Source organism: Exiguobacterium sp. HSB13, from assembly GCF_056764755.1.
The window spans coordinates 1,113,143-1,140,054 of sequence record NZ_JBUZOM010000001.1 but is presented as its reverse complement, the minus strand read 5'-3'; the positions used below and the strand labels follow the sequence as shown (position 1 = coordinate 1,140,054).

Sequence of the window (26,912 nt, the reverse complement as noted above, 5' to 3'; positions counted from 1 at the left end):
GGTATCGAGAGGGCTGTTTTAGCCTATATTAAAATGTAAGCGCATACAAGCATCCATCTCACTGCTTGACCATTTTAGTTGAGGGAGGAAATAACGCATGATTTATGACATTCCGAACAAGCAAGGGTCAAAAGTACAGTACAAGGAACGGTATGAAAATTACATCAATGGAAAGTGGACGGCACCTGTCGGGGGAGAATATTTTGATAATGTAACACCTGTCACCGGTAAAGTATTGTGCCAAGTTGCTCGTTCCGGTAAGGAAGACATCGAACTGGCTCTTGACGCAGCACATGCCGCAAAAGAAGCATGGGGGAAGACGTCTGTAACGGAACGTTCAAACATTTTAAATAAAATCGCGAATCGGATGGAAGAAAACCTTGAGATGCTCGCTTATGCAGAGACACTGGAGAACGGGAAAGCGGTCCGTGAGACACTCAACGCGGATTTACCGCTTGCAATTGATCACTTCCGCTATTTCGCCGGCGTCATCCGTGCCCAAGAAGGTTCGGTCGGTGAACTTGACCAAGATACGGTCGCGTATCACTTCCATGAGCCACTTGGCGTCGTCGGTCAAATCATTCCGTGGAACTTCCCGCTCCTGATGGCTGTCTGGAAATTAGCACCAGCTCTCGCGGCAGGAAACTGTGTCGTCTTAAAACCAGCAGAACAAACACCAGCGAGCATCATGGTACTCGTTGAACTCATCGAAGACTTACTTCCACCAGGTGTTCTTAACATCGTTAATGGATTCGGTCTCGAGGCAGGGAAACCACTCGCTTCAAGCAAACGAATCGCCAAAATCGCCTTTACAGGTGAGACGACGACAGGACGTTTGATCATGCAGTACGCATCACAGAACCTGATTCCGGTCACACTCGAGCTTGGTGGGAAATCACCGAACATCTTCTTCGAAGATATCATGCAGGCAGATGATGCCTTCTTCGATAAAGCAATCGAAGGATTACTGATGTTTGCATTGAACCAAGGAGAAGTCTGTAAGTGTCCGTCGCGTGCCTTGATTCAAGAATCAATTTACGAGCCGTTCATGGAACGTGTTCTTGAGCGCGTCAAAGCCATCAAGATCGGAAATCCTCTTGATTCGGACGTCATGATGGGGGCTCAAGCTTCGAACGAACAGATGGAGAAAATCCTTTCATATCTTGAAATCGGGAAATCTGAAGGCGCAGAGTGTCTCGTCGGTGGAGAGCGTAACATGCTCGAAGGGGATCTCGCAGAAGGATATTACATCCAACCAACGATCTTTAAAGGGCATAACAAGATGCGAATCTTCCAAGAAGAAATTTTCGGACCGGTCTTGTCGGTCACGACATTCAAGACGGAAGAAGAAGCGCTCGAAATTGCGAATGATACGTTGTACGGTCTTGGTGCCGGTGTTTGGACGCGCGATATGAACCGTGCGTACCGGTTTGGTCGTGCGATCGAAGCAGGACGCGTCTGGACGAACTGTTATCACCAATATCCAGCTCACGCGGCATTTGGTGGTTACAAAATGTCGGGTATCGGACGCGAAAACCATAAGATGATGCTTAACCATTACCAACGGACGAAAAACCTACTCGTTAGCTATAACCCGAATAAACTCGGTTTCTTCTAAGGCGGAAAGGACGTGGATGCAAATGGTGGAACGTGTTCAGGCGACAGCAGCTTGTTTAGAGTTAATCGACCAGTTGAGAGAAAAGCACGGTCCGTTGATGTTTCATCAATCTGGTGGTTGTTGCGATGGCAGTTCCCCGATGTGTTTTGCGCAGGGTGATCTATTTCTAGGGGATCAGGATAAAAAACTAGGAGAGATCGGTGGTTGTCCGTTTTATATTCATGAAGATCAATATGAGTACTGGAAACATACGCAACTCATCATTGATGTCGTGGATGGTCGAGGCGGAATGTTCTCTCTTGAGGGTGTCGAAGGAAAACGTTTTTTGACACGCTCCCGTGCGTTCACGCAAGAGGAATACGCTGAACTATCAGCATCAAGCTAATGAAGGAATCAAACACGGTTTCGTCGATGCGACTTGTTCATTCGGGTCGCTTGTACGGAATCGTGTTTTTTGTTCGTATCACGACGTTCGAACAGGATAAAAGTTGGTAATGCGGCATAAGAACGGTATAATGAACTCATATTTTGACGAGAAGATAGTTTCACACTATGACATTATAGGGGGTCACCATGAAATATCCATTTTTAGGTTGGACAGGTCAAACGATCGGAGTGACGGCGCCCTCCTCCGGATTACGTGAACAGCAACAGGAATGGGTCGAACGAGCAGTTGAACAGGTACAAGCACGGCAAATGAACGTCCGTTTAGGTGAAACGATTTGGTCGCATCAACTTGCTGAGAGTGCACCGGTCAAACAACGGGCTGAGGAATTGAATCACATGATGACGGATGAGACGGTTGATGCCGTCATCCCGCCATTTGGTGGAGAACGTGCCATTGATCTTTTACCCGAGTTGACGCTAGCTACTTACCAAACAAAATGGTTGCTTGGTTATTCCGATATCAGTACGTTATTGCTCAGTCTGACGCTTCAGACGGGAATTGCAACAGCACATGGTCCGAATTTCGTTGAGCTTCGAAGTGAAGAATGGGATGAGACGACAAGTGCCTGGCGACGGGTGCTCGCGACGCAACCAGGTGGAACCGTCACACAGTGGGCTTCCGATCGTTATCAACCCGAGTGGACTGATGAAGAACGTCCAGCAGGTTCGTTATTTCAGCTGACGAAAGCGACCGAATGGAAAGCACTTGATGAGCGAACCGAGGTAACAGGACGTTTACTTGGTGGGTGTCTGGAGACGATTCGCCATCTGATTGGGACACCGTATGGAGATGTGCAACGTTTCCAGCATGAAGAGATCAACGGAGAACCGATCCTCTGGTACTTCGAGGTGTCTGAAGCGAATTCTGCAGAGGTGCACCGGACGTTACGACAAATGGCGTACGCTGGGTGGTTCGACCATGCGGCTGGCTTTTTATTCGGGCGCACGTCTGCAAGGATTACAGAAGACCTGACATGGCTAGACGTGTATCAGTATCTAGCGGATGAGACGGGCTTACCAGTCTTATACGATCTTGACATCGGTCATCAGCCGCCACAGTTGACGTTAATCAATGGAGCGACGGGTACGGTTCGTATTCAAGGAAAAGATTCACGAATCGATCTGACGTTCAACTAAAAAGGAGAGCACGCAATGGCACGTCGTAAGTTTCAAGCATTAGGCGTTTATAAACGCGTCCATATCAATCCGGAGACACGTCGAATGACGTTACCGGAACCATTTTACGATGCACTTCGTCTAGAAGATGAATTGCTGATTGCACAAGTCGGAGATGTTCTCGTCATGCGACGTCCGGGCGAGGTCGTCGAGACAGAAACGGATTTATTGAGCGAACTCGTAGAAGATGGGTTCACGGGTACAGAGCTTGTCCAAGAGTTTGCCTACCGGCGTCAGCAACAAGAACAACGATTACGTCAACAAGTCTTGCAGGATGAAGAGGATGACCATGCTGCTCAACTGAAGATCGAGCTATAACGGAAAGAAGGAGTGGGGCAGATGCGTCGCAGAACAAAAATTGGAATCGGAGTCATCGGATCCGGATTAGTAGCAGCGAGTTATTATTTTTATGAGATGGCAATCGCCACGAATCCGAAGCCTTTCTTATCGAATAATCGGGATTTGAGTGATGAGATGGTCCGATTGATGCAACCTGGACAGACCTGGATCAAGGAGCAGCCGCTCGAGCGGATCGAGATTGAAGCGAAAGATGGTTTGACGTTACGCGGGCATTTCCTTCCGTCTCCTGTTCCATCAGATCGGATTGTCATTCTCGTGCACGGATACGGAGGCGTCGGAACGGATTTAGCCGGATTCGCCTATCTGTACCATCAGGCCGGTTTCCATGTCATGATGCCGGATAATCGAGGACACGGAATGAGTGACGGTCACTATATCGGATTCGGATGGCATGATCGGGAAGATTGTCTCAGTTGGTCGAACTATCTGATTGAACGGATCGGACAGGATGCGAAACTGTTCCTGCATGGGGTATCGATGGGAGGGGCGACCGTATTGATGACGAGTGGCGAACAACTCCCACCACAAATCAAAGGAATCATTTCTGATTGTGCCTATACGTCCGTCAATGCTGTCCTTGCGTATCAGATGAAGCGGATGTACCGTTTACCTCACTTCCCGTTTTTAGGGATGACGAGTGTATTGACGAAGCTAAAGGCAGGTTATACGTTCCGTGAAGCATCAGCGCTGAAACAAGTCAAAAAGGCACAAGTACCGATTTTGTTCATCCATGGTGGGGCGGATACATTCGTACCGACAGACATGGTGTATGAGCTGTATGAAGCTTGTCCGACGGAAAAAGAGCTCGTCGTCATTCCGAATGCCGCTCACGCGATGGCCTATTTTGAGGATCCGGCATTGTATGATGATGTCGTCGAGAAGTTCGTTCGCAACATCTTGCGAAATGATTGACAACTCTGTTCGTTACCCGCTATATTAATATCATAAATCAACGTCGTCGTGGCGGAACTGGTAGACGCGCTAGACTCAGAATCTAGTGGTGGCAACACCGTGGAGGTTCAAGTCCTCTCGGCGGCATAAATGATTGAAGGAGGCAATCCCAGCAAGGGATGACCTCCTTTTTTGATGATGAATAGAAAACGGTTTCAACGAATAAAAATTCAGAAAAGTTTATCTTTTTAGAATTTTTCTGGTAAAATACGTTTTAAAGAGGGTACTCTTCAGGGAAAGTACTAAGTAGAGTTAACAATCTTTAACACATAGGAGAGGGGAAACAAACATGAAAAAAGGGAGTATCTTGCTAGCGCTCTTGATGAGCTGTGTTCTCGTGCTTGGTGCATGTAGCATCGGTTCAAAAGAAGAAGAGTCGTCAGAAGGAAAGACGTATAAGGTCGGTATCGACGTCACGTATCCGCCATTTGAGTACAAAGATGGCGATACGTACAAGGGAATCGACATCGATCTCATGAAAGCGATCGCCAAGGATCAGAACTTCAAGATTCAATTTGAAGCGATGGACTTTAGTGGTATCATTCCGGCACTTCAAGCAAATCAATTGGACGTTGCCATTGCCGGTATGAGTATTACACCAGAACGAAAGAAAGTCGTTACATTCTCAGATCCATACTTCAAAGCTGGTCTTATTTTAGTCGTCAAAGAAGATGAGAATGGTATTAAATCTGTTAACGATCTTAAAGGGAAAAAAGTAGCCGTCAAAAAGGGAACGACGGGTGCAAAATATGCAACGGATAACGCAGATAAGCTTGGCTTCACAGTCACACAGTTCAATGACAGCCCAGCGATGTTCCAAGAAGTGAAGAATGGTAACGCTGCTGCTTTGATTGAAGATTATCCTGTCATCTCATATGCCAACAAACAACAAAACCTTGGATTAAAACTTGTCGGAGACCGTCTCAACGGGGACAACTACGGAATCGCTGTCTTAAAAGGTGAGAACGAGGATCTGATGAAGAAAATCAACAAAGGACTTGCGAATCTGAAAGAAAACGGTGAATACGATAAAATCGTTGATACGTATCTGAAATAAGTCGCAAGGCGATAAGGGAGTGGGATAGCCAATGGAAGTGGTCAAAACCGCATTTCCATTTTTCTTGGAAGGGCTTCAAGTCACATTGTATATTTTCATCATCGCGGTCATCGTCGGCTTTCTGATTGGCTTAGTCGTCGCATTGATGCGGTTATCACCATCAAAAATCTTAAACGGGATCGCGATCGTCTATATCGATGTCATTCGCGGAACGCCGTTCATCGTTCAGTTATTCTTCATCTATTTTGGACTCAATTCGCTCGAATGGTTATCGATGGACCGGATGTATGCAGGGATACTGACGGTCGCAATCAATGCCGGTGCTTATTTTGCAGAGATCATTCGAGCGGGTATCCAGTCGATTGATAAAGGACAAACAGAAGCTGCACGTTCACTCGGGATGACAGGGCGTCAAACGATGGTACAGATCATCTTACCGCAAGCATTCCGGCGGATGTTACCAACGATTACGAACCAATCGATCATTAGCTTAAAAGATACATCGTTGTTGTCGATTATCGGGATCGCTGACTTGACGCAACAAGGTCAAGTACAGCAGTCAACGACGTTTGAACCATTCATCGTCTGGTCCGTCGTCGGATTGATGTACTTCGTCATCATTTATCTCTTGTCCCTAGTGGCGAAGTTCTTGGAACGGAGGTTTACATTACGATGAGTATCATTGAAGTAAAGAATCTAAAGAAATCCTTCGGTTCGAATGAAGTCTTAAAAGACATCAACGTCTCGATCGCTGAAAAAGAAGTTGTCTGTGTCATCGGTCCATCGGGATCTGGGAAAAGTACGTTTTTACGCTGTTTGAATCGATTGGAAGAGATTACAGGTGGCACGGTCATCGTCGATGATTTCGACATTACGAGTCCAAAGGTCGATATCAACAAGGTCCGGGAAGAAGTAGGAATGGTTTTTCAACATTTTAATCTTTTCCCGCATAAGACCGTATTAGAAAACGTCACGCTTGCACCAATCAAAGTGCGTAAATCGGATAAAGAACAGGCGAAACAGCGGGCACTTGAACTCCTTGATAAAGTTGGATTACGTGAAAAAGCGGATAATTACCCAAGTGAATTATCTGGGGGTCAAAAACAGCGGGTCGCGATTGCCCGCGCGCTTGCAATGAATCCGAAAATCATGTTGTTTGATGAACCAACGTCAGCACTTGACCCGGAAATGGTCGGTGACGTGCTTGCCGTCATGAAACAACTTGCTCTTGAAGGCATGACGATGGTCGTCGTGACCCATGAGATGGGATTTGCTCGTGAGGTTGGAGATCGCGTCTTATTCATGGATGGTGGCTATATCGTCGAAGAGAACGTACCACAAGCATTGTTTGATTCTCCACAACACGAACGGACGCAATCGTTCCTTAGTAAAGTCTTATGATGAGACCGGCGTATCTAAATGCGGATACGCCGGTTTTTTGACGAATCATAAATAACTGGCTAAGCGCTCATAAGAAAAACTTATACATTTAAGCGTGAGAATTTGGGAATTCGAAATGCACACATAGGAAAAGAGTAGTAATATAGTAACGAAGGCACTTTCATGGAAGAATGACACGATCATTCCTTCTCATGACGTTCAGCGTTTCATCCATGCAATTCCTTTTGAAAGCGCTAACAGGTAGAGGGCTGGAAACACATTTAGTATCCACTGGATGTGTGGGGAGAAATATAGAAACGGGGGGAACCGTACATGGCAGGCCACGAGCAAGATCAACAAGCATTTTATGGACCAAACCTTGGCTACATCATTGAATTGTACGAGCGTTTTTTAGAAGATAAGACATCCGTTGATGAGGAGACACGTGCTTATTTCGAAGAGCATGGTGCACCCGTGACGGAACCAGTCGTACCGATGCAAGTCGAGACAGGAGATTTCGAAAAATATCTTGCGGCGAATCGTTTAGCGGAACAAATTCGTGCAAAAGGACATCTTGCGGCGGATATCTATCCGCTGAAGGACCATCCGCGAGAAACAGGGTTATTCGAATTGAGTCAGTACGGATTGACAGAGGCAGATCTTCGAAAAATGCCAGTGTCACTCATTTGCCCTGAACCACCAACTGGTGTACAGGACGCGTTTGAAGGCATCGAACATTTAAAAGCGCAGTACACGGGAGCAGCCGCAGTTGAGTTTCAGCATGTCGATGATCTCGATGAAAAGAAATGGCTCCGTCAAAAAATCGAGCAAGGTGCTTTGACAGCGACGCTAGATGCTGAACAAAAGAAACAGTTGTTCAAACGCTTAGCTGAAACGGACCTCTTCGAAAAATACTTGCATAAAACATATGTCGGTCAAAAACGCTTCTCGATTGAAGGACTAGATGCGATGGTGCCATTGCTCGACACGATCGTCGGACACCTCATCTCGAACGGGTCGGAGACGATCAATATCGGAATGGCACACCGTGGACGGTTGAACGTTTTGGCGCACGTACTCGGGAAGCCATATGAAATGATCTTTGCTGAGTTCCAACATGCACCAAACCACGACCTCGTACCATCTGAAGGCTCGATTGGAATCACGTACGGTTGGACGGGCGACGTGAAGTATCACCTCGGTTTAAACCGAAAACTCGAGCAAGAGACACGTAACGTGCGGATGACGCTTGCGAACAATCCGTCGCACCTTGAGTTCGTCGACCCAGTCGTTGAAGGCTTCACACGTGCGGCACAAGATGATCGCTCACAAAAAGGTGCGCCACGCCAAGAGCAAGCGGCTGCTGCTGCAATCCTGATCCACGGTGATGCAGCGTTCCCAGGCCAAGGAATCGTGGCTGAAACATTAAATTTAGCGAATCTCAAAGGATATAACACCGGCGGAACGATTCATATCATCGCGAACAACACGATCGGCTTCACGACGGAGCCGACGGACTCCCGTTCGACGCGTTACTCGAGTGATCTTGCCAAAGGGTATGAGATCCCAGTTTTCCACGTCAACGCGGATGAGCCGGAAAGCTGTCTCGCTGTCGCGTTGCTCGCGAGCGAGTACCGGGCAACGTTCAAGAAGGATGTCATGATTGATTTGATCGGATACCGTCGTTTTGGTCATAACGAAATGGATGAACCGATGAATACGAACCCGGTCTTATACGATTTGATTCATAAACATGATCCAATTCGTGTCTTGTACGGGAAAACACTTGTCGCGAACGGGGATGCGACAGCTGACGAAATTCAATCGATTGAAACATCCATCAATGACCAAATGAAAGCGGCGCGCGAAAAAGTACCGAACGTCGAGAAAGAGTATGGTGGGGTCATGCCGGACGTCGTCTTTAAAGGCGTTCCGACAATCGAGACAGGGGTCTCGATCGAAACACTAACAGTGTACAACGAAGAATTATTACAGTGGCCGGATGGCTTCCAGGTGTTCCATAAACTTGAGAAGGTCCTGAAGCGCCGGACGGATGCGTTCTCGACAAAGAACGGAATTGACTGGGGACATGCCGAAACATTGGCGTTCGCTTCGATTCTCTCAGATGGAACACCAATCCGCTTGAGCGGTCAAGATTCTGAACGAGGAACGTTCGCACAACGGAACATTAATCTTCATGATGTGAAAACAGGAGAAGGCTTCTCGCCACTCCATGCCTTATCAACGGCAACTGCATCATTCTCGGTCTACAACAGCCCGTTGTCTGAAGCAGGTGTACTTGGTTTTGAATACGGTTATAACGTCTTCGCTCCGGAAACGCTCGTATTATGGGAAGCGCAATATGGGGACTTTGCGAACTCAGGTCAAGTCATCTTCGACCAGTTCATCTCAGCTAGCCGAGCGAAATGGGGACAAACGTCAGGTCTCGTCATGTTGCTTCCGCATGGTTATGAAGGGCAAGGACCAGAACACTCGAGTGGTCGTTTAGAACGCTTCTTGACGTTATCGGGTGAGAAAAACTGGACAGTCGCGAACGTATCGAGCGCAGCCCAGTATTTCCACCTATTGCGCCGACAAGCAGCGATTCTCGGTAAAGAGGAAGTCCGACCGCTCGTCGTCATGACACCGAAGAGTCTCTTGCGTCATCCGCTTGCGACATCCGATGTTTCTGAGTTGACGGAAGGTAGTTTCCAACGTGTCATCGAACAATCAGGGCTCGGAGAAGCACCAGATCGTGTTAAACGTCTTGTGTTCTGTTCTGGTAAGATGGCAATCGATCTAGCGGAAGCCGTTTCGAAATCAGATGAGAATCTCGATTGGCTACAGATCGTCCGGGTCGAGGAGTTGTATCCGTTCCCGGCGAAAGCCTTACAAGAAGTCATCGCGCGCTATGAAGCCGTCGAAGAGATGGTCTGGGTGCAAGAAGAACCGAAAAACATGGGTGCGTGGTCCTTCATGGAACCGCGTCTTGAGACAGTTGCACCGAACGGCATTCAAACCGTCCGTTACATCGGTCGTCGTCGCCGTTCAAGTACAGCAGAAGGTGACCCGTCAGGTCATAAAGTAGAGCAGGCACGTATCATCAATGATGCACTCACAGCGACTGCTTCTACTCCAACAGCACCATCACACGTATCAAATCACACATTATAACTTAAGATAGAATCGAGTCATAGGGGGAGAATACGATGGAAATCAAAGTACCAGAACTTGCCGAATCAATTACAGAAGGAACGGTGGCGTCTTGGTTAAAACAACCAGGTGATCACGTAGAAAAAGGGGAAGCCATCGTTGAACTCGAGACAGATAAAGTCAACATCGAAGTACCGTCAGATGAAGCGGGTACGTTGACGGAAGTGATGGCTGCTGAAGGAGATACAGTTCGCGTCGGGGAAACGATTGCTGTCATCTCTGCTGGTGGCGAGGCTCCAAAACCGGCTGCGGCAGAACCAGTACAAGAAACTCCAAAAGAGACACCAAAAGCAGAAGAAAAAGCGGAACAACCAGTGGCTGTGGCAGCGACTGAAAGTACATCTGTTGCGGATCGTCCGATTGCTTCACCTGCTGCCCGTAAACTGGCTCGTGAAAAAGGAATCGATTTAGCACAAGTGGCGACGCAAGATCCACTTGGTCGCATCCGCGTCCAAGACGTCGCGACGTTTGAAGTAGCACCACGTGAGCAAGCAAAACCGGCTCCTACGAAACCCGCTACACCGGCACCAGCACCTGCAGCCGCTCCTGGGAAACCGGAAGAGCGAATCAAGATGTCACGTCGTCGCAAAACGATTGCGAACCGACTCGTTGAAGTTCAGCAAACGGCAGCAATGTTGACAACATTCAATGAAATCGATATGTCAGCGGTCATGGCACTGCGTAAACGTCGCCAAGAGAAATTCGTGAAAGAAAACGAAGTCAAACTCGGCTTCATGTCATTCTTTACGAAAGCAGCAGTTGCAGCACTTAAAAAGATGCCATACTTGAATGCTGAGATTCAAGGCGACGAAATCGTCCTGAAGAAATTCTACGATATCGGTATTGCCGTTTCAGCACCAGATGGTCTCGTCGTTCCAGTCGTGCGTGATGCGGACAAAAAGAACTTCGCTGAGATTGAAAAAGACATCATTCAATTAGCGGTCAAGGCGCGCGATAACAAACTCGGTCTTTCTGACTTGACGGGTGGTACGTTCACGATCACGAACGGTGGTACGTTCGGTTCACTCATGTCGACACCAATCTTAAACGGTCCACAAGTCGCGATTCTCGGAATGCACGCAATCAACTTGCGCCCTGTAGCAATCGATGCTGAACGCATGGAAAACCGTCCGATGATGTACGTCGCACTCTCATACGATCACCGAATCGTTGATGGAAAAGAAGCGGTTACGTTCCTGAAACACATTAAAGATCTCCTCGAAGATCCAGAGTCATTGATTTTCGAAGCGTAATCATAAAAAGACCCGTTTTAGATGCGGGTCTTTTTTTGTTGATATCACTTTGTCATCAAAACACGAAACGACATTTACATCATCTCTATATCAGCTTCATACATACGATTTAGGATAAGTGTTGTAGGAATATTTCAAGGGGGAATTGATTATGTTGAAACAAATTGGGTTGACGATGGTAGCAGGAGCCGTATTAAGCACTGGTCTTCCGACAGAAGATGTCAGCGCACATTCAAAAGGAAAATCGTTACTCGATCCAAATCGAATCATCAATGTTGCCCACCGCGGAGCTTCAGGATACGCGCCAGAGCATACGATGCCAGCTTATGAAATGGGACATAAGACATTCAAGGCAGATTACATCGAAATTGATTTACAGATGACAAAAGACGGTCAATTGATTGCGATGCACGATGAAACGGTCGATCGGACGACGAACGGAACAGGTGCCGTCAAAGATAAAACGCTTGCTGAGATCAAGAAACTTGATGCCGGTAGCTGGTTCAATGAAGCGAACCCAACGCTTGCGAAAAAGTCATATGTCGGTCTGAAAGTACCGACGCTTCAAGAAGTCTTGAGTAAGTATGGGAAGCATGCGAATTACTATATCGAGACGAAATCACCGGAAGTGTATCCCGGAATGGAACAGAAATTGCTCGACGTACTAAAGCAGAACGGATTGTCGAGTAACAAGGTCAAACCAGGACAAGTATTGATTCAGTCATTTAGTGAAGCGAGTCTTCAAAAAATCAGAGCCATCGATCCGAACGTCCCATTGATTCAATTAATGGAAGCAAATGAAGTCAAGGCTTTGACGGATGATCGATTAAATGCAATTCGCCAGTATGCAGTCGGCGTTGGTCCTTCCTTTAAAGCCTTGACACGTGAAAACGTCTCAGCAATTCGCGCGCATGATTTGTTAGTTCATCCTTATACTGTGAATGAAAAGGCAGATATGGTTCGTATGCTCGACTATGGTGTCACGGGAGTCTTCACGAACTATGCCGATCGTTTTAATGATGTCGTAAAAGGGTTGTACAAAAAATAAAGTAAGTACGAAACTGTGCTATTCCTTCTTTCGAACAGGAAAGGAGGAATAGTTTTTTTTGTTTTAAAACTCGTATTTTAAATCCAATATTTCATTCCATACGTAAACCGAATAGAGGTTTATCAGAATTTCGAATCATGAGACAAAACAATGTAGTCAGTTTCGTATTTCATGGTACGATAACAGTGCAGTTTTGGGAAGGAATGGAGTGAGGATCGTGAGAATTACACAGTATACGGATTATGGATTACGTGTGTTGATGTATCTCGGGGTGCACCGGGATGTCATCACACCAATGCCGCAGATTGCCAATCATTATGGCATCTCATCTAACCATTTAATGAAGGTGACACAACAATTAGCGAAACTTGGCTATGTCGAATCAACAAGAGGTCGGTCAGGCGGCCTTCGTTTGATTCGTGATCCAAAAGACATCAACATCGGGAAAGTCGTTCGGGAGATGGAACCGATGGATATCGTCGAGTGTTTTGGAAGCAACGGTCATTGTGTCATCGAACCAGGGTGTCGTCTAAAAGGCGTACTCGGACGAGCGCTTCGAGCTTTTATCCGGGAACTGGAACAACATACATTAGAAGAATTGCTAGATAATCGTGATGAATTAGCCCTCTTGTTCGCTGCCGCACCTTTACAGCGAACCTAATCAAAAACCCTCGTTTCCGTGAATGGAAGCGAGGGTTTTCTCATGTTTCTTAAACTTCATCTTGGCGTTTCTTTGGTTCCACATGTTCTTTATTCTGGGATAAGTCGTCCCGGACGGATGATTTCCATAATGGAACATTGCTGTAATATGCAGCACGAGCGATTAGATGTCCTCCAATCGGTGCCGTGATGAGCACAAATAAGATACCCAATAAAACACGAGAGGAGAAGAAGCCATCTTCAGTGACGAAATAGATGATGACACCGATTAAAATCGACATGACACCTAACGTCGCACTTTTAGATGCGGCATGCGCACGCGTATAGACATCTGGTAAGCGGATCAAACCAAGCGCGGTGACGAGACTAAATCCCATCCCGAGCAAGGCAAAGATCGCGACGATCCATTCATTGATTGCGGTCACGTTCGATGATCTCTCCTTTCTCAATATATTTCGAAAAGGCAACCGTACCGATGAAGGCGAGTATACCAATCAACAGGATGACTTCGAGGTAGTCGCTCGTCCGTAAGATGATCGAGACAAGACCAACGATTGAAATCAAGCTGATACCAATTGAATCAAGAGCGATGACACGATCCGCAACACTTGGTCCTTTAATAACACGATAAAACAGACCGAGCATCGAGAGAAAGACGCCTCCGAGTGCGATATAGATTAAAATATCGAACATTACCGACTCACCTCCCAAATGGCTTTCTCAAAACTATTACGAATCGATGCGACTGCCTCATCGACTTCTGGCATGTGGAGCGCGTGAATATAGAGTGTCTTATTATCATCCGAGATATCGACGACAAGTGTTCCTGGTGTCAATGTGATCAGCATCGACAGCAACGTGATTTGCCACGGTTGATCGAGTTCGGTCTCATAGGCAAAGATACCAGGCTGAATATCTAACCTCGGCTTTAAGATGATCTTCAAGACATCGATGTTCGCGACGACAAGCTCGTAGAGAAAGCGGAAGAACAATAGAACGAGTGCGACGACAGGTCCGAGATAAAAGCGACCTTTGAAGCCGCGACGGAAAGCGAACATCGCAATCAGCCCCAGCGCGTAACCGATGACAAAACCGGAGGCCGAGAAATTGTTTGAGAGGAACATCCACAAGAATGCAAGAAATAAGTTGAGCAAGACTTGAAATGCCATGAATTAACGACCTCCTTTTAGTACGGCATCGATATAGAGCGTTGGATTCGTCAACGGTTCAACGGCTTGTTGAATCAGTGGACGCATCGCCTCAGCACCTACTCCATAGAGAACGCTGAGCGCAACTAAGGCAATCGTAGGAACGAGCAGCTTTGAAACAAGCGCTTGTTTATCACCAGAGTAGGTTTTCGGTGTTCCCCAAAAGGCACGCATGAACAATTGAACGACCGAATACAAGACGAGTAGACTGGATAGTAGAACGATGATTGGTCCAATCAACTCACCGGCTTCAATACCACCACGAACAATCAGGAATTTCCCAATGAATCCGCTGAGCGGTGGAATCCCGGCAAGTGATAACGCCGCAATAAAGAACGTCCAACCTAATACAGGATAGGCTTTGATCATCCCGCCCATGTCTTTCAGCTTACTCGAGCCGGCAATTCCGACCATGATTCCTACGAGTAGGAATAAAGCAGCTTTAATCAACATATCATGAAGAAGGTAGAAAATCGCACCTTCTAGTGCTTGCGGTGTCATGAGGGAAACCCCGTACAAGATGACTCCGACTGCGACGATGATGTTGTAGATGATGATTTGCTTCGCATCTCGTGTCGCGAGCGCACCGATCACCCCGATGACGATTGTACTGAGCGCAAGGATACTTAAGATTTGATGAATCGTTCCAATCTCATTTGAGAAGAACAAACTATACGTCCGTAAAATCCCGTAGACCCCGACCTTCGTCAACAAGGCACCGAACAAAGCAAGAACAGGCGTCGGTGGTACTTGATAAGAACCAGGCAACCAGAAGTAGAGCGGGAAGATCGCACCTTTTAATCCGAAGACGATCAGGAATAACAAGGCGATGACGTTGAGGATTGCCGGCTGTCCGACCTCTGAAATCTTTTGACTGATATCCGCCATGCTGAGTGATCCGATGATTCCGTACAAGAAGGCGACGGTCATGACGAATAATGCAGACGAGATGACATTAATCAAAAGATACTTCAGCGATTCTCGTAATTGTGCCGGTTTCCCGCCGAGAACGATCAAAACATAAGACGAAATCAGGAAGACTTCGAAGAAGACGAACATGTTAAAGATATCACCTGTCGTAAAGGCACCATTGACACCAACGAGCAGGAATTGGACGGCGATGAAATAGTAGTATCGTTGATAGGAAACGCTCAAGTAGACAATGGCATACCAGATGATACAAAGAACAAGAATGCTTGTCGTCGTGACGAGTAAAGCGGATAGCATGTCAGAGACAAGCGTGATACCAAAAGGTGCTGGCCAGCTACCGAGTGTGACGGTTAAGATGCCGTTTGACCGGACAGTCAGCACGAGATAGATGGAGGCACAGACAGTCAAAATCGTCGAAAAGAGAGAAACGATTCGTTGTCCTTTGAGGTGTCGCGGGAAAAACATCAAGAGGACACCCGTCAACAAAGGGATGATGATTGGTAGTAGCGGTAAGTTAATCATTCGAATCGGTTCCTTTCATCTCTTCGATATTATCGGTTCCGAGCTCTTGATAGGCACGATAAGCAAGTACTAAGAAAAAGGCAGTGACACCAAAGCTGATGACGATGGCGGTCAAGACGAGTGCTTGCGGTAGTGGATCCGTATAGGAAGTCACGCCGTCCTTTAAGACCGGAGCCGCGCCTCGTTTTAATCCCCCCATCGTCATGACGAGCAGATGGGCAGCGTGGCTGAGCAACCCTGTTCCGATGATAATACGAAGAATACTTTTCGAAAGAATGAGATAAATGGCACACATCGTCAGGATGCCTGCGGCGATCGCCATGATGATTTCCATATTAATCACTCTCCCCAATCGTTTGAATAATCGTCATCGTCACACCGACGACGACAAGATACACTCCAAGATCAAACAGCATCGCGGTGTGAAGCGATGTCTTGCCGAACAACGGCAGGTTGAAATAATCATGTGCATGTGTGAAGAACGGTACGTTGAACAGAAGCGCTCCTGACGCCGTCAGTACGGCAATCAACATACCAAGAGCCGTGATCCATTTATAGTCGAATGGCAAAATCCGGCGCAACGTCTTGATGTCGTAAGCAAGTAAAATCAAGACAAGAGCAGACGCTGTCACGAGACCACCAATGAAACCACCACCTGGCGTGTAGTGTCCGGCAAAGAACAAGTAGACAGCAAACAGGAAGATGATGAACGTGATAAAGGAAGTCGCGGACTCTAAGATGACGTCATTCGTATGCTTTTTTGCCTGCTTTTTCATTTATCCATCCCTCCTGTTCGTCTGAATTTAATCATCGTATAAATACCGATTCCGGCAAGTGCGAGAACGGCAATCTCAAACAACGTATCGAAGCCACGGAAGTCGACGAGAATGACGTTGACCATATTGCCGCCAGCGGCAAGATCAGCGACGTTATCGATGTAATACTTGGCGATTGAAGTAAACGATCGTTGGCTGAGAGAAGCAAGGGCGACGAGTGTCACCGTCAATCCGACGAGTGCCGAAATCAAGGCATTGCCGAGCTTGAATGGAATACGTTCTTCTTTCCGGCTGATTTCCGGTAAACGATAGAAAACGAGCAGGAACAAAGCGACCGATACTGTCTCGATGACGAGTTGCGTTAAAGCAAGGTCTGGCGCTCGGAATAAGACGAAGAACAGAGCGACCGTATAACCTGTCACACCGAGCAAGATGATCGATGTCAGTCGTGAACGCGCAAAGGTGATCGAGAGTGCACTCGAAACGAGAACGAGTGCAAGGATGATCTCATACGCGTCAATCGTGCTGATTGGATCAACCGCGAAGCGGAAGGCATCAAACCCGTATAATGCCGTCAAAATCAAGATGACGATGAATCCGAAGATGTAGACGAGATACGACCGCATGTATCCGGTCATGACCGTATCATGGATTTTTGTCGAGGTCTGTTCACCTCGGCGTAACAAAGCGTCATATTGATGATTCAAGGAGACGGCACGAGGCATCCGGTTATAGAGCGATTGCCAGCGTGGCAGTGTCTTATACAAGATGAACCCGACTGTAAAGATGAGTAACGTCAGGAAAAATTCTGGTTGGAATCCATGCCACATCGTAATATGCACATCAATCTTCCCACCCGCATCAACGACTTGCGGTAAGATCGCTTCGACTGCCGGTCGAATCAACGTATCCGATAATATATTCGGGAAGAGTCCGATGATGACGACGAGCGAGACGAGGACGAGTGGTGGAATCAACATGCCAATCGGTGCCTCGTGTGGTGTTTTCGGCAACTTGTCGTCTTGGCGTTTACCGAAGAACGTTCTGCGAACAATTAAGATACTGTAGACGAATGTAAAGATACTTCCAACGACGGCGAGTACAGGAATGATCCAACCGTAAGACGGTAAGTGGAACAAGTCAGATCCTGAAACTTCAAGTACACCTGTCAAGAACATCTCTTTACTTAAGAACCCGTTGAACGGTGGAATCCCCGCCATCGAAAGGGTCCCGATCATCGCAATCGTCATCGAAATCGGCATGAGTTGTGCAAGACCACCGAGCTTCCGAATATCGCGAGTACCAGTCTCGTGATCGACGATTCCCGCCATCATGAAGAGACTGCCTTTAAACGTCGCGTGGTTGATCAGGTGGAAGATCGCAGCAACTGTAGCAATCGTATATAATCCGTCATCTAACGCATCGACGTGCAAGGCGGCGGCTCCGAGTCCAAGTAAGGACATGATCAATCCAAGCTGAGAAATCGTCGAGTAAGCAAGGATTCCCTTTAAATCATGTTGTTTCACCGCATTGAGTGAACCCCAGAATAAGGTGAATATTCCGACAGATGAGACGAGATAGAACCAAAGCGACTCATCCGCAAAAATCGGACTAAAACGAGCGACGAGATACAACCCTGCCTTGACCATCGTTGCCGAGTGCAAGTAGGCACTGACAGGGGTCGGTGCTTCCATCGCATCCGGTAACCAGATGTGGAACGGAAATTGAGCCGATTTCGTGAAGGCAGCCAGCAAGAATAAAACAAGGGCGACCGTAAAGAAAGGTTCACCTTGAATCGATTCAAGTGACGCATACGTCTCACGAATACTTAACGATCCGCTAAGTGTAGAGAGAATCGCAATTCCCCCAAGCATCGCTAGTCCACCAAAGACGGTGATCAACATCGATTTTTGAGCGCCATAACGAGAACGTTCTCGCTCGTACCAGTAGGCAATCAATAAGAACGACGAAATCGACGTTAATTCCCAGAACAGATAGAGGACGATCATGTTATCTGACAGTACGACCCCAAGCATGGCGGTCATGAACATCAACAGATAGACATAAAATGTTCCGAGTGATTCTTTTTTCGCATCTAGATAAAAAATCGAATAAAGAACTACGAGTGATCCGATTCCTGTGATTAATAGTGCGAACAATAAGCCGAGTCCGTCAAGATACGTGACGAAATCGATATCGAGCGATGGTATCCACGGCATGCGTGCCGTAAAGGTCTCACCTGACATCGTACCAGGGAGAAAGCGGCTGAAATACGAAACGAGCAGTACAGGTACGACAAGTACAAACCAACCGGTATGAATGTTCGGAAGGCGTTTCGCTAGAAGCGGAATGAAAAGACTGATCAATATGGGCAGTAAAATAGCCCCGTGCATCACGGACACGAAATTCCCTCCTTTGTGACATCGACGACCAAAAATGAAAAAGGGACGCGAACGCAAGCTGTTGAAGCTCGGAACTGTCCAGTAGAAGACACGATTCATTTTGTTCGTCGAAGATGTTTCTGAATCAAGTATAGCGTACTTTTTTCCTTCTTGCATGACGTGAAGCGTTGAAGCATAAGGGATAGAGCCATTTTTTCTCTTGATTATTAAATATGTAGGAACACGGCAGAAATAGGCTGAAAATTTTTTTGATTTTTTTCAAAAAACACGTGGATCCATGAGAAGAATGATTCAAAATCAAGTAACGCGGGTACATCTATCTAGAGCACAATTAATGACCTTAGAGGGGGAACTTTTATGCGAGCAACATTCAAGACAGGTGTCATTTTAGGTGGTCTAGCAGCGATTGCGACAATCGCTTACCAACAATACCAACAACGAAAATCGACTTCAAACGATATTGACCATCGTCCAAGTGTCGACGCGAAACGCGATCCGGCTGAAGTCGGACTGACACAACTTGATTCCATTCATCGGGCAGATTGGCAAGCGAATGGATTCCCACAAACACACGCAGAACTCGAACGCCTCGAGCGAGAAGAAAATTAAAAAAGCACGTCTCTCGAATGAGAGGCGTGTTTTATGGTCATTAAGCACTTGTTGTGACTAGGGCACGTGTCCGTTCACTATGTGCAGTATAAGAAGAGAGATGTTCGAATTGATAAAGCGTTAAGGTCGCTGTGCGACGTTGACCGGTACTCGATTCAAGCATTAAATAAGCTTCATTGAAGTCCGTACCACCACCATCATAGCGGATGTGAGCCGTAATCGTTCGTCCATCTGTTGTCTGCATATAAATATCGTAACCTCCGAAATCAACGCGCTTAAAGCTAGTTGCCTCGCTTACGATGTGTTTGAATGTTTCAATTAAAGAATATGTCATCGTTCGTTCCTCCTTTTATTTCTTCAAAGCAAAATAAGTTATAATCAACTCCGAATATTACTATTCCCATTAAATACAAGAAATAAACATCACAAATGAATCTTTTTTTGTTCTTGTTATGAAACGCGTTTCATACTTTATGATAAAACAGACGGTGCGTGACCGATTTCGGGCGTTAACCGATACAGAAACTATAATCAAAAAGACAAGGGGATGGTCGTGACCATCCCCTTGTCTTTTTGATTATAGTTCTACGTTATGGTAGACCTGTTGTACATCCTCAAGATCTTCCAGTGCGTCGATCATTTTCTCGAATTGTGCGATGTCGTCCTCAGACAACGCAACTTCGTTTTGAGCGAGCATGACGAGTTCAGCAAGTGAGAACTCGGTAATCCCTGCAGCTTTCAATGCTTCTTGCACAGCATGGAATTGTTCCGGCTCAGCGTAGATGATGACAGAGTCATCTTCTTCAAGGATATCGCGCACATCAATATCTGCTTCCATCATCAATTCGAGAACGTCATCCGCAGTTTTACCTTCGAAGGCAAAGATTGCCGTCGCATCGAACATATAAGCGACGGATCCGCTCACGCCCATGTTCCCGCCATTCTTACCGAATGCAGCACGTACGTCAGAAGCCGTCCGGTTTACATTGTTCGTCAACGTTTCGACGATGACCATTGAACCGCTTGGTCCGAATCCTTCATAACGAAGCACATCATAGTTCTCTTCCGCTCCACCTTTTGCTTTTTCAATCGCCCGATCGACGATAGCGCGAGGTACGTTGTATGTCTTCGCTCGTTCAAGAACGACCTTTAATGCTTGATTTGATTCCGGATCGGGTTCACCTTGTTTTGCCGCTACATAAATCTCACGACCGAACTTTGCGTAAATCCGACTCGTATTTTTGTCTTTTGAAGCTTTTTTTTCCTTGATGTTATTCCATTTACGACCCATTGCGTATCCACTCTCTTTCCGTAATATCAGAAATCCTTGATTTCCTATGCGTTATCAGTATACCTTAAACTACCTGACAGACTGAACTAAAATGTCGGTGGAACCGTTGAATTTCCACTAAAAACGTTTAAGGAATACGGAAGAAAGGAACTTTACCGAATAGAGAAATATCAATCTAAGGGAGAGTGGCAGAATTTGAACCAGGCTGGAGTAGTTCACCGCGCATTATCACCATTCGTTTATGCATATGATCAAGAGACTGTCCATGTTCGACTCATGACGGCTAAGGATGACGTACGTGAAGTAATGTTGATTCATGGTGATCCATATGAATGGGAAGCGGAACGGGAAGAAGACCGCGACTGGAACTTTGATCCGGAGAAAGAAAAATCGTGGAAAGTAGAGCGGACACCGATGCAACACAATGGAAGTGATGCGACGTATGATTATTGGTTCATCGCGATCCGTCCGGAACGAAAGCGAGTACGATATGGGTTTGAGGTGCATAGCGATATGTCAGCCGTTTTAACCGAACGTGGCTGGTATGATGAAGCGCCACTCGATCACCCAGGCTATTACTTTTCCGTCCCGTATGTTCATGCGACAGATGTTTTCGATACACCAGACTGGGTGAAAGATACGGTCTGGTATCAAATTTTCCCGGAACGATTCGCGAATGGCGATTCGGCAAACGATCCATCGGGAACGAAGGAGTGGGGGAGTGAGGAACCGGCATTTCAGAATTTCTTTGGTGGAGATTTTCAGGGAGTCATCAATCACATCGATCATTTAAAACGACTTGGTGTCACGGGGGTCTATTTCTGCCCAGTCTTCCAGGCACCATCGAATCATAAATACGATACATTGGATTACTTAAAGCTCGATCCCGCGTTTGGTGACGAGGAAACGTTCCGAAAGATGATCGATGTCTTACACGAAAACGGTATCCGCGTATTACTCGATGCCGTCTTTAATCATATTAGTGAAGAGCACCCAGCATTCCAAGATGTCTTAGCAAAGGGACAAGACTCAAAATATGCTAGCTGGTTCACGATCGATTCCTTCCCGATTGATCCATCGATTCCAAACTATGAAGTGTTTGCCTTTGAACGGAATATGCCAAAGCTGAATACCGCTCATCCGGATGTCAAAGACTATTTACTTCACGTCGGACGTTACTGGGTCGAGGAATTCGGAATCGATGGCTGGCGTCTGGATGTTGCAAGTGAAGTCGATCATGCATTTTGGCGTGAGTTTCGAAAGGAAGTCCGAGCTGCGAACGGAACATGTTATATCGTTGGCGAATGCTGGACGGATTCGCAACCATGGCTCCTCGGCGATCAATTTGATGCCGTCATGAATTACGGTTTGACAGAGAGCTTTTTGACTTGTTTTGCGACGGGTGAGACAACGGTCCGTGACTTCTCGAACGCAGTCAGTCGAAATTTAAACTGGCACTCTCAAAATGTCAACGAGGTCATGTTCAATTTGATTGATTCGCATGATACGCCGCGTGCATTAACACGTGCGAAAGGAAATATTGATCGGATGAAATTGCTCTTCACTACACTGTTGACGTTTCCAGGTTCACCCGTCATCTATTATGGTGATGAGATCGGAATGAAGGGTGGGCAAGATCCGGCCAACCGTGCGTGTATGGAATGGGACGAGACGAAGCAGAACCTTGAGTTGTTCGATCACGTTGCGCAGTTGATCGCCCTTCGAAAACAGCATCCGGTTTTAGCAAATGCCGGAACGTATCATTTCCAAAGGATCGATGATACAAGACAGACATTTATTGTCGAGCGACGTCAGGGCGAACAGGTTTACTTGCTCGTCGTCAACGTCAGTGAAGAGGTACAATCTCTTTCGCTTGAAGGAACGTATGAAAGTCTGTTAGATGGAACGACATTATCGGAAACTATTCAAGTAGAAGCTGTGTCAGCTCTTCTTTTGCGACACGTATAACAAAAAGCAAGTCGTGGATATCTCATCCGCGACTTGCTTTTTTAGTGTGCATTACGAATCAAACGGATGGATCAGTAAACCGCTCCGAAGTTTCGGTTCGAACCAAGTCGATTTTGGTGGCATCACTTCTCCGGCATCAGCCACAGCCATCAAATCTTCGATCGAAGTCGGATGCAAGTGAAAAGCAACAGCGGCATGCCCAGAGTCCACGATTTGCTCAAGACCGGCATACCCCTTATGACCACCGACGAACTGGATCCGTGCGTCCGTCCGTGGATCTTCAATACCGAGTAACGGTGTCAACAACTCTTCTTGTAAAATCGAGACATCGAGATTCGCTTTCGTCCCTGTTCGTTCAGAATCGTACGAAAGGGTATACCATTGCCGGTTGAGATACATCTCGATTTGGTGAGGCTTCGTTTGTTCGGCACGTCCTTTTATAATCGTGAAGCGATGGGCTAATCGCTCGAGGAAATCAACGACGGATTGACCATACAAATCTTCAACGACACGATGGTAGCCGAGGATTCGTAATTGATCTTGCGGGAAGGAAACACCAAGAAAACGTTGGGCTTCCTCCTGGTCCGTCCGACTGGCAGCGATGGCGGCCGCCGCCGCACGATGATGACCATCAGCGATATAGAGAGCATCGTGACGGGCGAACTGGCTTCCGATCGTCAACAGGTGATTACGATCGGCGATTTTAAAAATTCGATGTGTCACTCCATCGACGGTGAAATCATATAGGGGGTCGCCGGCAGTAATCGTCGTGACGATTGCTTCGAGTTGAGCATCCGTCTGATGCGCCAGTAAAATCGGTCCCGTATGTGCTTGTAACTGTTCGACGTGCCGAACACGGTCACGTTCTTTATCAGGACGTGTGAATTCATGTTTACGAATTTGATTCGTCTCGTAATCGCTGACGGCAACACATCCGACGAAACCAGATTGTGTATGTGCCCCATCTGACAATTGATAGATGTAATATGTCTCGTCCGGATCGAGTTGCAAGATGCCGTTTGTTTGACTCTCTTCGAAGGCAAGCGCCGCTTGCTGATAAACGCGTGGGTCATCTTCAGCGATCAATGACGGAAGGGTGGCTTCTGCTTTATCGATCCGTAAAAAAGACAGCGGATGACGTCGAATCTCGGAACGTGCTTCTTCGCGCGAATAAACATCATACGGTAAAGCGGCAAATTCTGCCGCATATTTTGAGTCCGGTCGTAACGCTGCAAAAGGTTCGAAAGTTGGCATGGGGTTCACTCCTTTAGAGTAGGCGTGTTTTCAAGACGCCAGGAATCTGATTCAGTCGATCGAGCGAAATCATCTCGTCTGCATGGTTATCGATATCGATGATCGTATAGGCAATCGCATCTTTACTACCATTGATCATATTCGCGATATTGATCGACTCTTGCGCTAACACCGAGGCGATTTGACCGACCATGTTCGGAATATTGTGGTGAGCAATCGTAATTCGTCGTTTTCCAGTGAACGGTAACTCGACGGCTGGGAAATTGACAGCATTGCGGATGTTTCCTGTCTCAAGGAACAGACGCAGTTGATCGACCGCCATGATGGCACAGTTTTCTTCGGCTTCACTTGTTGATGCCCCGATATGTGGTAAAGCAATGACGCGGGGGAGGGATAAGATGAAGGCGTTCGGGAAATCTGTCACATAGTTCGCCAGGCGACCCGACCGGAGCACGTCAGCTAATGCTTGTTCATCGACGAGTTCACCACGCGAGAAGTTGAGCAGTGTCGCACCGTGTTTCATCTTCGAGAAGAGTGAGGCATCGAGTAAACCTGTCGTCGCGTCAACGAGTGGGAGATGCAACGTGATGTAGTCACTTGTCGCGAGGAGATCCTCAAGCTGTGTTGCCCGCTGAATCTGATTTGAGACGCGCCAAGCGGACTCGACGGACATGTGTGGATCATAGCCTGTGACGGTCATGCCAAGCTCGTGGAGGGTGTTGGCTAAATTCGCACCAATCGCCCCAAGTCCAACGATTCCGATTCGTTTCCCTAGTAGTTCTGTTCCGACAAATTGCTTTTTGTTCGCTTCGATCCGCTCCGGGATATCCGGTCCGCGTAAGTTGTTCGTCCAAAGCAGACTCGGAACGAGTTTTCGCGCCGTCAGGAATAAACTACCGATGACAAGTTCCTTGACGGCATTCGCATTAGCACCTGGCGTCGAGAAGACGGGAATCCCGCGGTTCGCGAGTTGATCGAGTGGAATCGTATTGACACCGACACCAGCTCGCGCGACGGCTTTGAGACTGTCCGGAAAGCGCATGTCATGTAAATCCTTGCTACGGACGAGAAAAGCATCCGGTTGTTCCGTTTCCCGCTGGACATGATAGTCGTCTGTGAATCGTTTTAATCCTTTATCCGATAGATCATTCCATAGTTGGACTTGATACATTTAACGTTCCCCCTGTTCAAAACGGTGCATGATATGAATCAGTGCCGTAACCCCTTCGGTCGGCATCGCATTGTAAAGACTCGCGCGCATTCCACCAATCGAACGGTGACCGGCAAGGTTGATTAGATCGTGACGTGCAGCGAAGTTCAAGAAAGCAGCGTCCTCCGATTCACTTCCGGTCGAGAATGGAATGTTCATCCGGCTCCGATCTTTGACGGCAACATGGTTATGAAAGAGATTGGATTGATCAATTGCTTCATATAACATACATGCTTGTGAGATGTTTCGTGCCGCGATCGTCTCGAGTCCCGTCTCTTCAATCCATTCGAGCACTAATTTCGTCATATAAAGACTGAACGTCGGCGGCGTGTTATACAGAGATCGCTGTTTTGCATGGATGTCATACCGTAAGTAGGCACCAATCGTATCAGGAACACGATCTAGCAACTCGTTCTTCACGATGACGACCGTTAAACCAGCGACGCCAAGATTTTTTTGAGCACCAGCATACAACACATCGAATGACTCGATCGGCAATGGCTCAGATAGGATTGATGATGAGACATCAGCGACAAGTGGCACATCGACGTCAGGTGGTGTCTGATACGTTGTCCCTTCGAGCGTGTTATTCCAAGTAATATGCAGATAGTCGGCCGTTGACGTAAACGGACCTTCTGGAATGTAACGATACCCGTGATCAGCGGAAGAGGCGAGCACTTGTACTGTGGCATACAGTTTGGCGTCTGCGATCGCTTTCGTCGACCAGCCGCCGGTATCGATGAAATCAATCCGTCCGGTCTTCGCCGCTAGATTTTGCGGTAACATTGCGAACTGAAGTGTAGCTCCTCCTTGAAGAAACAATACGGAGTACGAATCGGGAATTGACATGAGTCTCCGCAATGATTGTTCGGCTGCATCCCGAATCGATTCGAAGATTGGCGAGCGATGACTCATTTCAAGAACGGATTGTCCTGAATTTTCATAATCGAGTAACTCGGATTGAGCCTTCAATAAGACCGGGGCAGGAAGGACTGCAGGACCGGCAGAGAAGTTATAGACCGTCATGATGAAACACTCCTTCTTGAATTTTCAGAAAATATGTACCATTCAAGTGTAACGGAATGAAAAATGAGAAGCAATTCCAACTGACAATGAATGGAGCATGAAAAGAAAAACATCCCTTGAATCCGTCACGACGGATCAAGAGATGTCAATTGACCAAAGTGCCATTTCCAACCATCCGGCGTAGCGCGATAAACCGATACGACTCGAAAACGACCAACGTATTGAGTAGGTCCATATTCAAATCGATCTTCTATCAAACTATATTGGATCGCCGTATCGTCAAAGTGATCGATGTATGAAAAATCAGCAGTCCGGGATAACCAGTGAATGTTCGCAGGATCGACGTAATGATCGAGATACGTTTCGGCATCGAATGATCGACCTAACGCATCGATGAACGTGAATTCGGTAGATAACAAATGAGAAACTTGTTTCACGTCTCCCTTTAACATAGCATCTTCAAGGTGTTGCAATGTTTGTTCGAGTGTCATGTTACATCTCCTTTCTTCCTGAATCGCTAGTGTAGCATATATAAACAAAAAAAAAGACCCTG

At 46.9% G+C, this 26,912-nt stretch carries 27 protein-coding genes and 1 tRNA gene; 15 read left to right on the top strand and 13 right to left on the bottom strand.

Annotated elements, in window-relative coordinates; genetic code table 11:
* The first annotated feature begins 97 nt into the window (after positions 1–97).
* The 13 genes from adh (at position 98) to ACZGCQ_RS06205 (ending at position 13,164) form a co-directional block, all read left to right on the top strand.
* Positions 98–1,618 carry an aldehyde dehydrogenase gene (adh, locus tag ACZGCQ_RS06265; RefSeq protein ID WP_481265866.1) on the top strand — a complete coding sequence of 507 codons (1,521 nt, stop codon included), beginning with the start codon at positions 98–100 and terminating at the stop codon, positions 1,616–1,618.
* Between the two features lie 22 nt (positions 1,619–1,640).
* The gene (locus ACZGCQ_RS06260) at positions 1,641–2,003 is read left to right on the top strand and encodes a DUF779 domain-containing protein (protein ID WP_023468555.1); all 363 of its coding nucleotides are present in this window, start codon (positions 1,641–1,643) and stop codon (positions 2,001–2,003) included.
* A gap of 188 nt (positions 2,004–2,191) precedes the next feature.
* Positions 2,192–3,202, top strand: coding sequence for a S66 family peptidase (locus ACZGCQ_RS06255; RefSeq protein WP_481265865.1), 1,011 nt, complete (start codon positions 2,192–2,194; stop codon positions 3,200–3,202).
* A 15-nt stretch (positions 3,203–3,217) separates the two neighbouring features.
* Positions 3,218–3,559, top strand: a complete 342-nt coding sequence (locus ACZGCQ_RS06250) for a hypothetical protein (protein WP_023468553.1) — start codon at positions 3,218–3,220, stop codon at positions 3,557–3,559.
* A 21-nt stretch (positions 3,560–3,580) separates the two neighbouring features.
* On the top strand, positions 3,581–4,513 hold the full coding sequence (locus tag ACZGCQ_RS06245) for an alpha/beta hydrolase (protein ID WP_029341930.1): 933 nt from the start codon (positions 3,581–3,583) through the stop codon (positions 4,511–4,513).
* Positions 4,514–4,555: 42 nt separating this feature from the next.
* Positions 4,556–4,639: transfer RNA gene (locus ACZGCQ_RS06240), tRNA-Leu, on the top strand.
* 202 nt (positions 4,640–4,841) lie between these two features.
* Positions 4,842–5,609, top strand: a complete 768-nt coding sequence (locus ACZGCQ_RS06235) for a transporter substrate-binding domain-containing protein (protein ID WP_023468551.1) — start codon at positions 4,842–4,844, stop codon at positions 5,607–5,609.
* 31 nt (positions 5,610–5,640) lie between these two features.
* Entirely contained in the window at positions 5,641–6,285 is a 645-nt protein-coding gene (locus tag ACZGCQ_RS06230) for an amino acid ABC transporter permease (RefSeq protein WP_023468550.1), read from the top strand.
* On the top strand, positions 6,282–7,010 hold the full coding sequence (locus ACZGCQ_RS06225; protein ID WP_481265864.1) for an amino acid ABC transporter ATP-binding protein: 729 nt from the start codon (positions 6,282–6,284) through the stop codon (positions 7,008–7,010). Before ACZGCQ_RS06230 ends, ACZGCQ_RS06225 begins: the two co-directional genes overlap by 4 nt.
* A gap of 312 nt (positions 7,011–7,322) precedes the next feature.
* Positions 7,323–10,163, top strand: a complete 2,841-nt coding sequence (locus ACZGCQ_RS06220; protein WP_481265863.1) for a 2-oxoglutarate dehydrogenase E1 component — start codon at positions 7,323–7,325, stop codon at positions 10,161–10,163.
* Positions 10,164–10,198: 35 nt separating this feature from the next.
* Positions 10,199–11,455 (top strand): 2-oxoglutarate dehydrogenase complex dihydrolipoyllysine-residue succinyltransferase, encoded by a 1,257-nt coding sequence (odhB, locus tag ACZGCQ_RS06215; protein ID WP_195864861.1) that lies wholly within the window; start codon positions 10,199–10,201, stop codon positions 11,453–11,455.
* 151 nt (positions 11,456–11,606) lie between these two features.
* Entirely contained in the window at positions 11,607–12,503 is an 897-nt protein-coding gene (locus ACZGCQ_RS06210) for a glycerophosphodiester phosphodiesterase (protein ID WP_481265862.1), read from the top strand.
* Positions 12,504–12,720: 217 nt separating this feature from the next.
* On the top strand, positions 12,721–13,164 hold the full coding sequence (locus ACZGCQ_RS06205; RefSeq protein ID WP_481265861.1) for an Rrf2 family transcriptional regulator: 444 nt from the start codon (positions 12,721–12,723) through the stop codon (positions 13,162–13,164).
* Positions 13,165–13,213: 49 nt separating this feature from the next.
* On the opposite strand, the gene mnhG is transcribed toward ACZGCQ_RS06205, so the two are convergent.
* Genes mnhG through ACZGCQ_RS06170 form a run of 7 tightly spaced genes read right to left on the bottom strand, consistent with a single transcriptional unit; the run spans position 13,214 to position 19,001 of the window.
* Positions 13,214–13,588: a monovalent cation/H(+) antiporter subunit G gene (gene mnhG, locus ACZGCQ_RS06200; RefSeq protein WP_481265860.1), complete on the bottom strand. Its 375-nt coding sequence runs from the start codon at positions 13,586–13,588 to the stop codon at positions 13,214–13,216.
* Positions 13,572–13,808: a Na(+)/H(+) antiporter subunit F1 gene (locus ACZGCQ_RS06195; RefSeq protein ID WP_369792030.1), complete on the bottom strand. Its 237-nt coding sequence runs from the start codon at positions 13,806–13,808 to the stop codon at positions 13,572–13,574. Before ACZGCQ_RS06195 ends, mnhG begins: the two co-directional genes overlap by 17 nt.
* A 47-nt stretch (positions 13,809–13,855) precedes the next feature.
* On the bottom strand, positions 13,856–14,332 hold the full coding sequence (locus ACZGCQ_RS06190; protein ID WP_481265859.1) for a Na+/H+ antiporter subunit E: 477 nt from the start codon (positions 14,330–14,332) through the stop codon (positions 13,856–13,858).
* Between the two features lie 3 nt (positions 14,333–14,335).
* A complete protein-coding gene (locus ACZGCQ_RS06185; protein WP_481265858.1) occupies positions 14,336–15,823 on the bottom strand; it encodes a Na+/H+ antiporter subunit D in 1,488 nt (495 codons plus the stop codon).
* Entirely contained in the window at positions 15,816–16,157 is a 342-nt protein-coding gene (locus ACZGCQ_RS06180) for a Na(+)/H(+) antiporter subunit C (RefSeq protein ID WP_023468540.1), read from the bottom strand. Before ACZGCQ_RS06180 ends, ACZGCQ_RS06185 begins: the two co-directional genes overlap by 8 nt.
* A 1-nt stretch (position 16,158) precedes the next feature.
* Positions 16,159–16,599 (bottom strand): Na(+)/H(+) antiporter subunit B, encoded by a 441-nt coding sequence (locus ACZGCQ_RS06175; RefSeq protein WP_214854251.1) that lies wholly within the window; start codon positions 16,597–16,599, stop codon positions 16,159–16,161.
* Complete coding sequence (locus tag ACZGCQ_RS06170) at positions 16,596–19,001, bottom strand: Na+/H+ antiporter subunit A (protein ID WP_481265857.1); 2,406 nt, start codon at positions 18,999–19,001, stop codon at positions 16,596–16,598. Before ACZGCQ_RS06170 ends, ACZGCQ_RS06175 begins: the two co-directional genes overlap by 4 nt.
* 357 nt (positions 19,002–19,358) lie before the next feature.
* Here ACZGCQ_RS06170 and ACZGCQ_RS06165 point away from each other — a divergent pair, with 357 nt between their 5' ends.
* Complete coding sequence (locus tag ACZGCQ_RS06165) at positions 19,359–19,610, top strand: hypothetical protein (protein WP_481265856.1); 252 nt, start codon at positions 19,359–19,361, stop codon at positions 19,608–19,610.
* Between the two features lie 40 nt (positions 19,611–19,650).
* Here ACZGCQ_RS06165 and ACZGCQ_RS06160 read toward each other — a convergent pair whose 3' ends face one another.
* Positions 19,651–19,944, bottom strand: a complete 294-nt coding sequence (locus ACZGCQ_RS06160) for a hypothetical protein (protein ID WP_023468536.1) — start codon at positions 19,942–19,944, stop codon at positions 19,651–19,653.
* 243 nt (positions 19,945–20,187) lie between these two features.
* Complete coding sequence (locus tag ACZGCQ_RS06155) at positions 20,188–20,901, bottom strand: YebC/PmpR family DNA-binding transcriptional regulator (protein WP_481265855.1); 714 nt, start codon at positions 20,899–20,901, stop codon at positions 20,188–20,190.
* 195 nt (positions 20,902–21,096) lie between these two features.
* On the opposite strand from ACZGCQ_RS06155, the gene ACZGCQ_RS06150 reads away from it, so the two are divergent.
* Complete coding sequence (locus ACZGCQ_RS06150) at positions 21,097–22,869, top strand: glycoside hydrolase family 13 protein (RefSeq protein ID WP_481265854.1); 1,773 nt, start codon at positions 21,097–21,099, stop codon at positions 22,867–22,869.
* A 51-nt stretch (positions 22,870–22,920) separates the two neighbouring features.
* Here the strand turns inward: ACZGCQ_RS06150 and ACZGCQ_RS06145 are convergent, their stop codons facing one another.
* The 4 genes from ACZGCQ_RS06145 to ACZGCQ_RS06130 all read right to left on the bottom strand — a co-directional run bounded on the left by ACZGCQ_RS06145 (position 22,921) and on the right by ACZGCQ_RS06130 (position 26,850).
* Positions 22,921–24,123 carry a DUF1015 domain-containing protein gene (locus ACZGCQ_RS06145; RefSeq protein ID WP_481265853.1) on the bottom strand — a complete coding sequence of 401 codons (1,203 nt, stop codon included), beginning with the start codon at positions 24,121–24,123 and terminating at the stop codon, positions 22,921–22,923.
* Between the two features lie 13 nt (positions 24,124–24,136).
* Positions 24,137–25,294 (bottom strand): phosphoglycerate dehydrogenase, encoded by a 1,158-nt coding sequence (locus ACZGCQ_RS06140; RefSeq protein WP_481265852.1) that lies wholly within the window; start codon positions 25,292–25,294, stop codon positions 24,137–24,139.
* Positions 25,295–26,359 carry a 3-phosphoserine/phosphohydroxythreonine transaminase gene (gene serC / locus ACZGCQ_RS06135; RefSeq protein WP_481265851.1) on the bottom strand — a complete coding sequence of 355 codons (1,065 nt, stop codon included), beginning with the start codon at positions 26,357–26,359 and terminating at the stop codon, positions 25,295–25,297.
* 125 nt (positions 26,360–26,484) lie between these two features.
* Entirely contained in the window at positions 26,485–26,850 is a 366-nt protein-coding gene (locus ACZGCQ_RS06130; RefSeq protein ID WP_481265850.1) for a nuclear transport factor 2 family protein, read from the bottom strand.
* Positions 26,851–26,912: the final 62 nt, after the last annotated feature.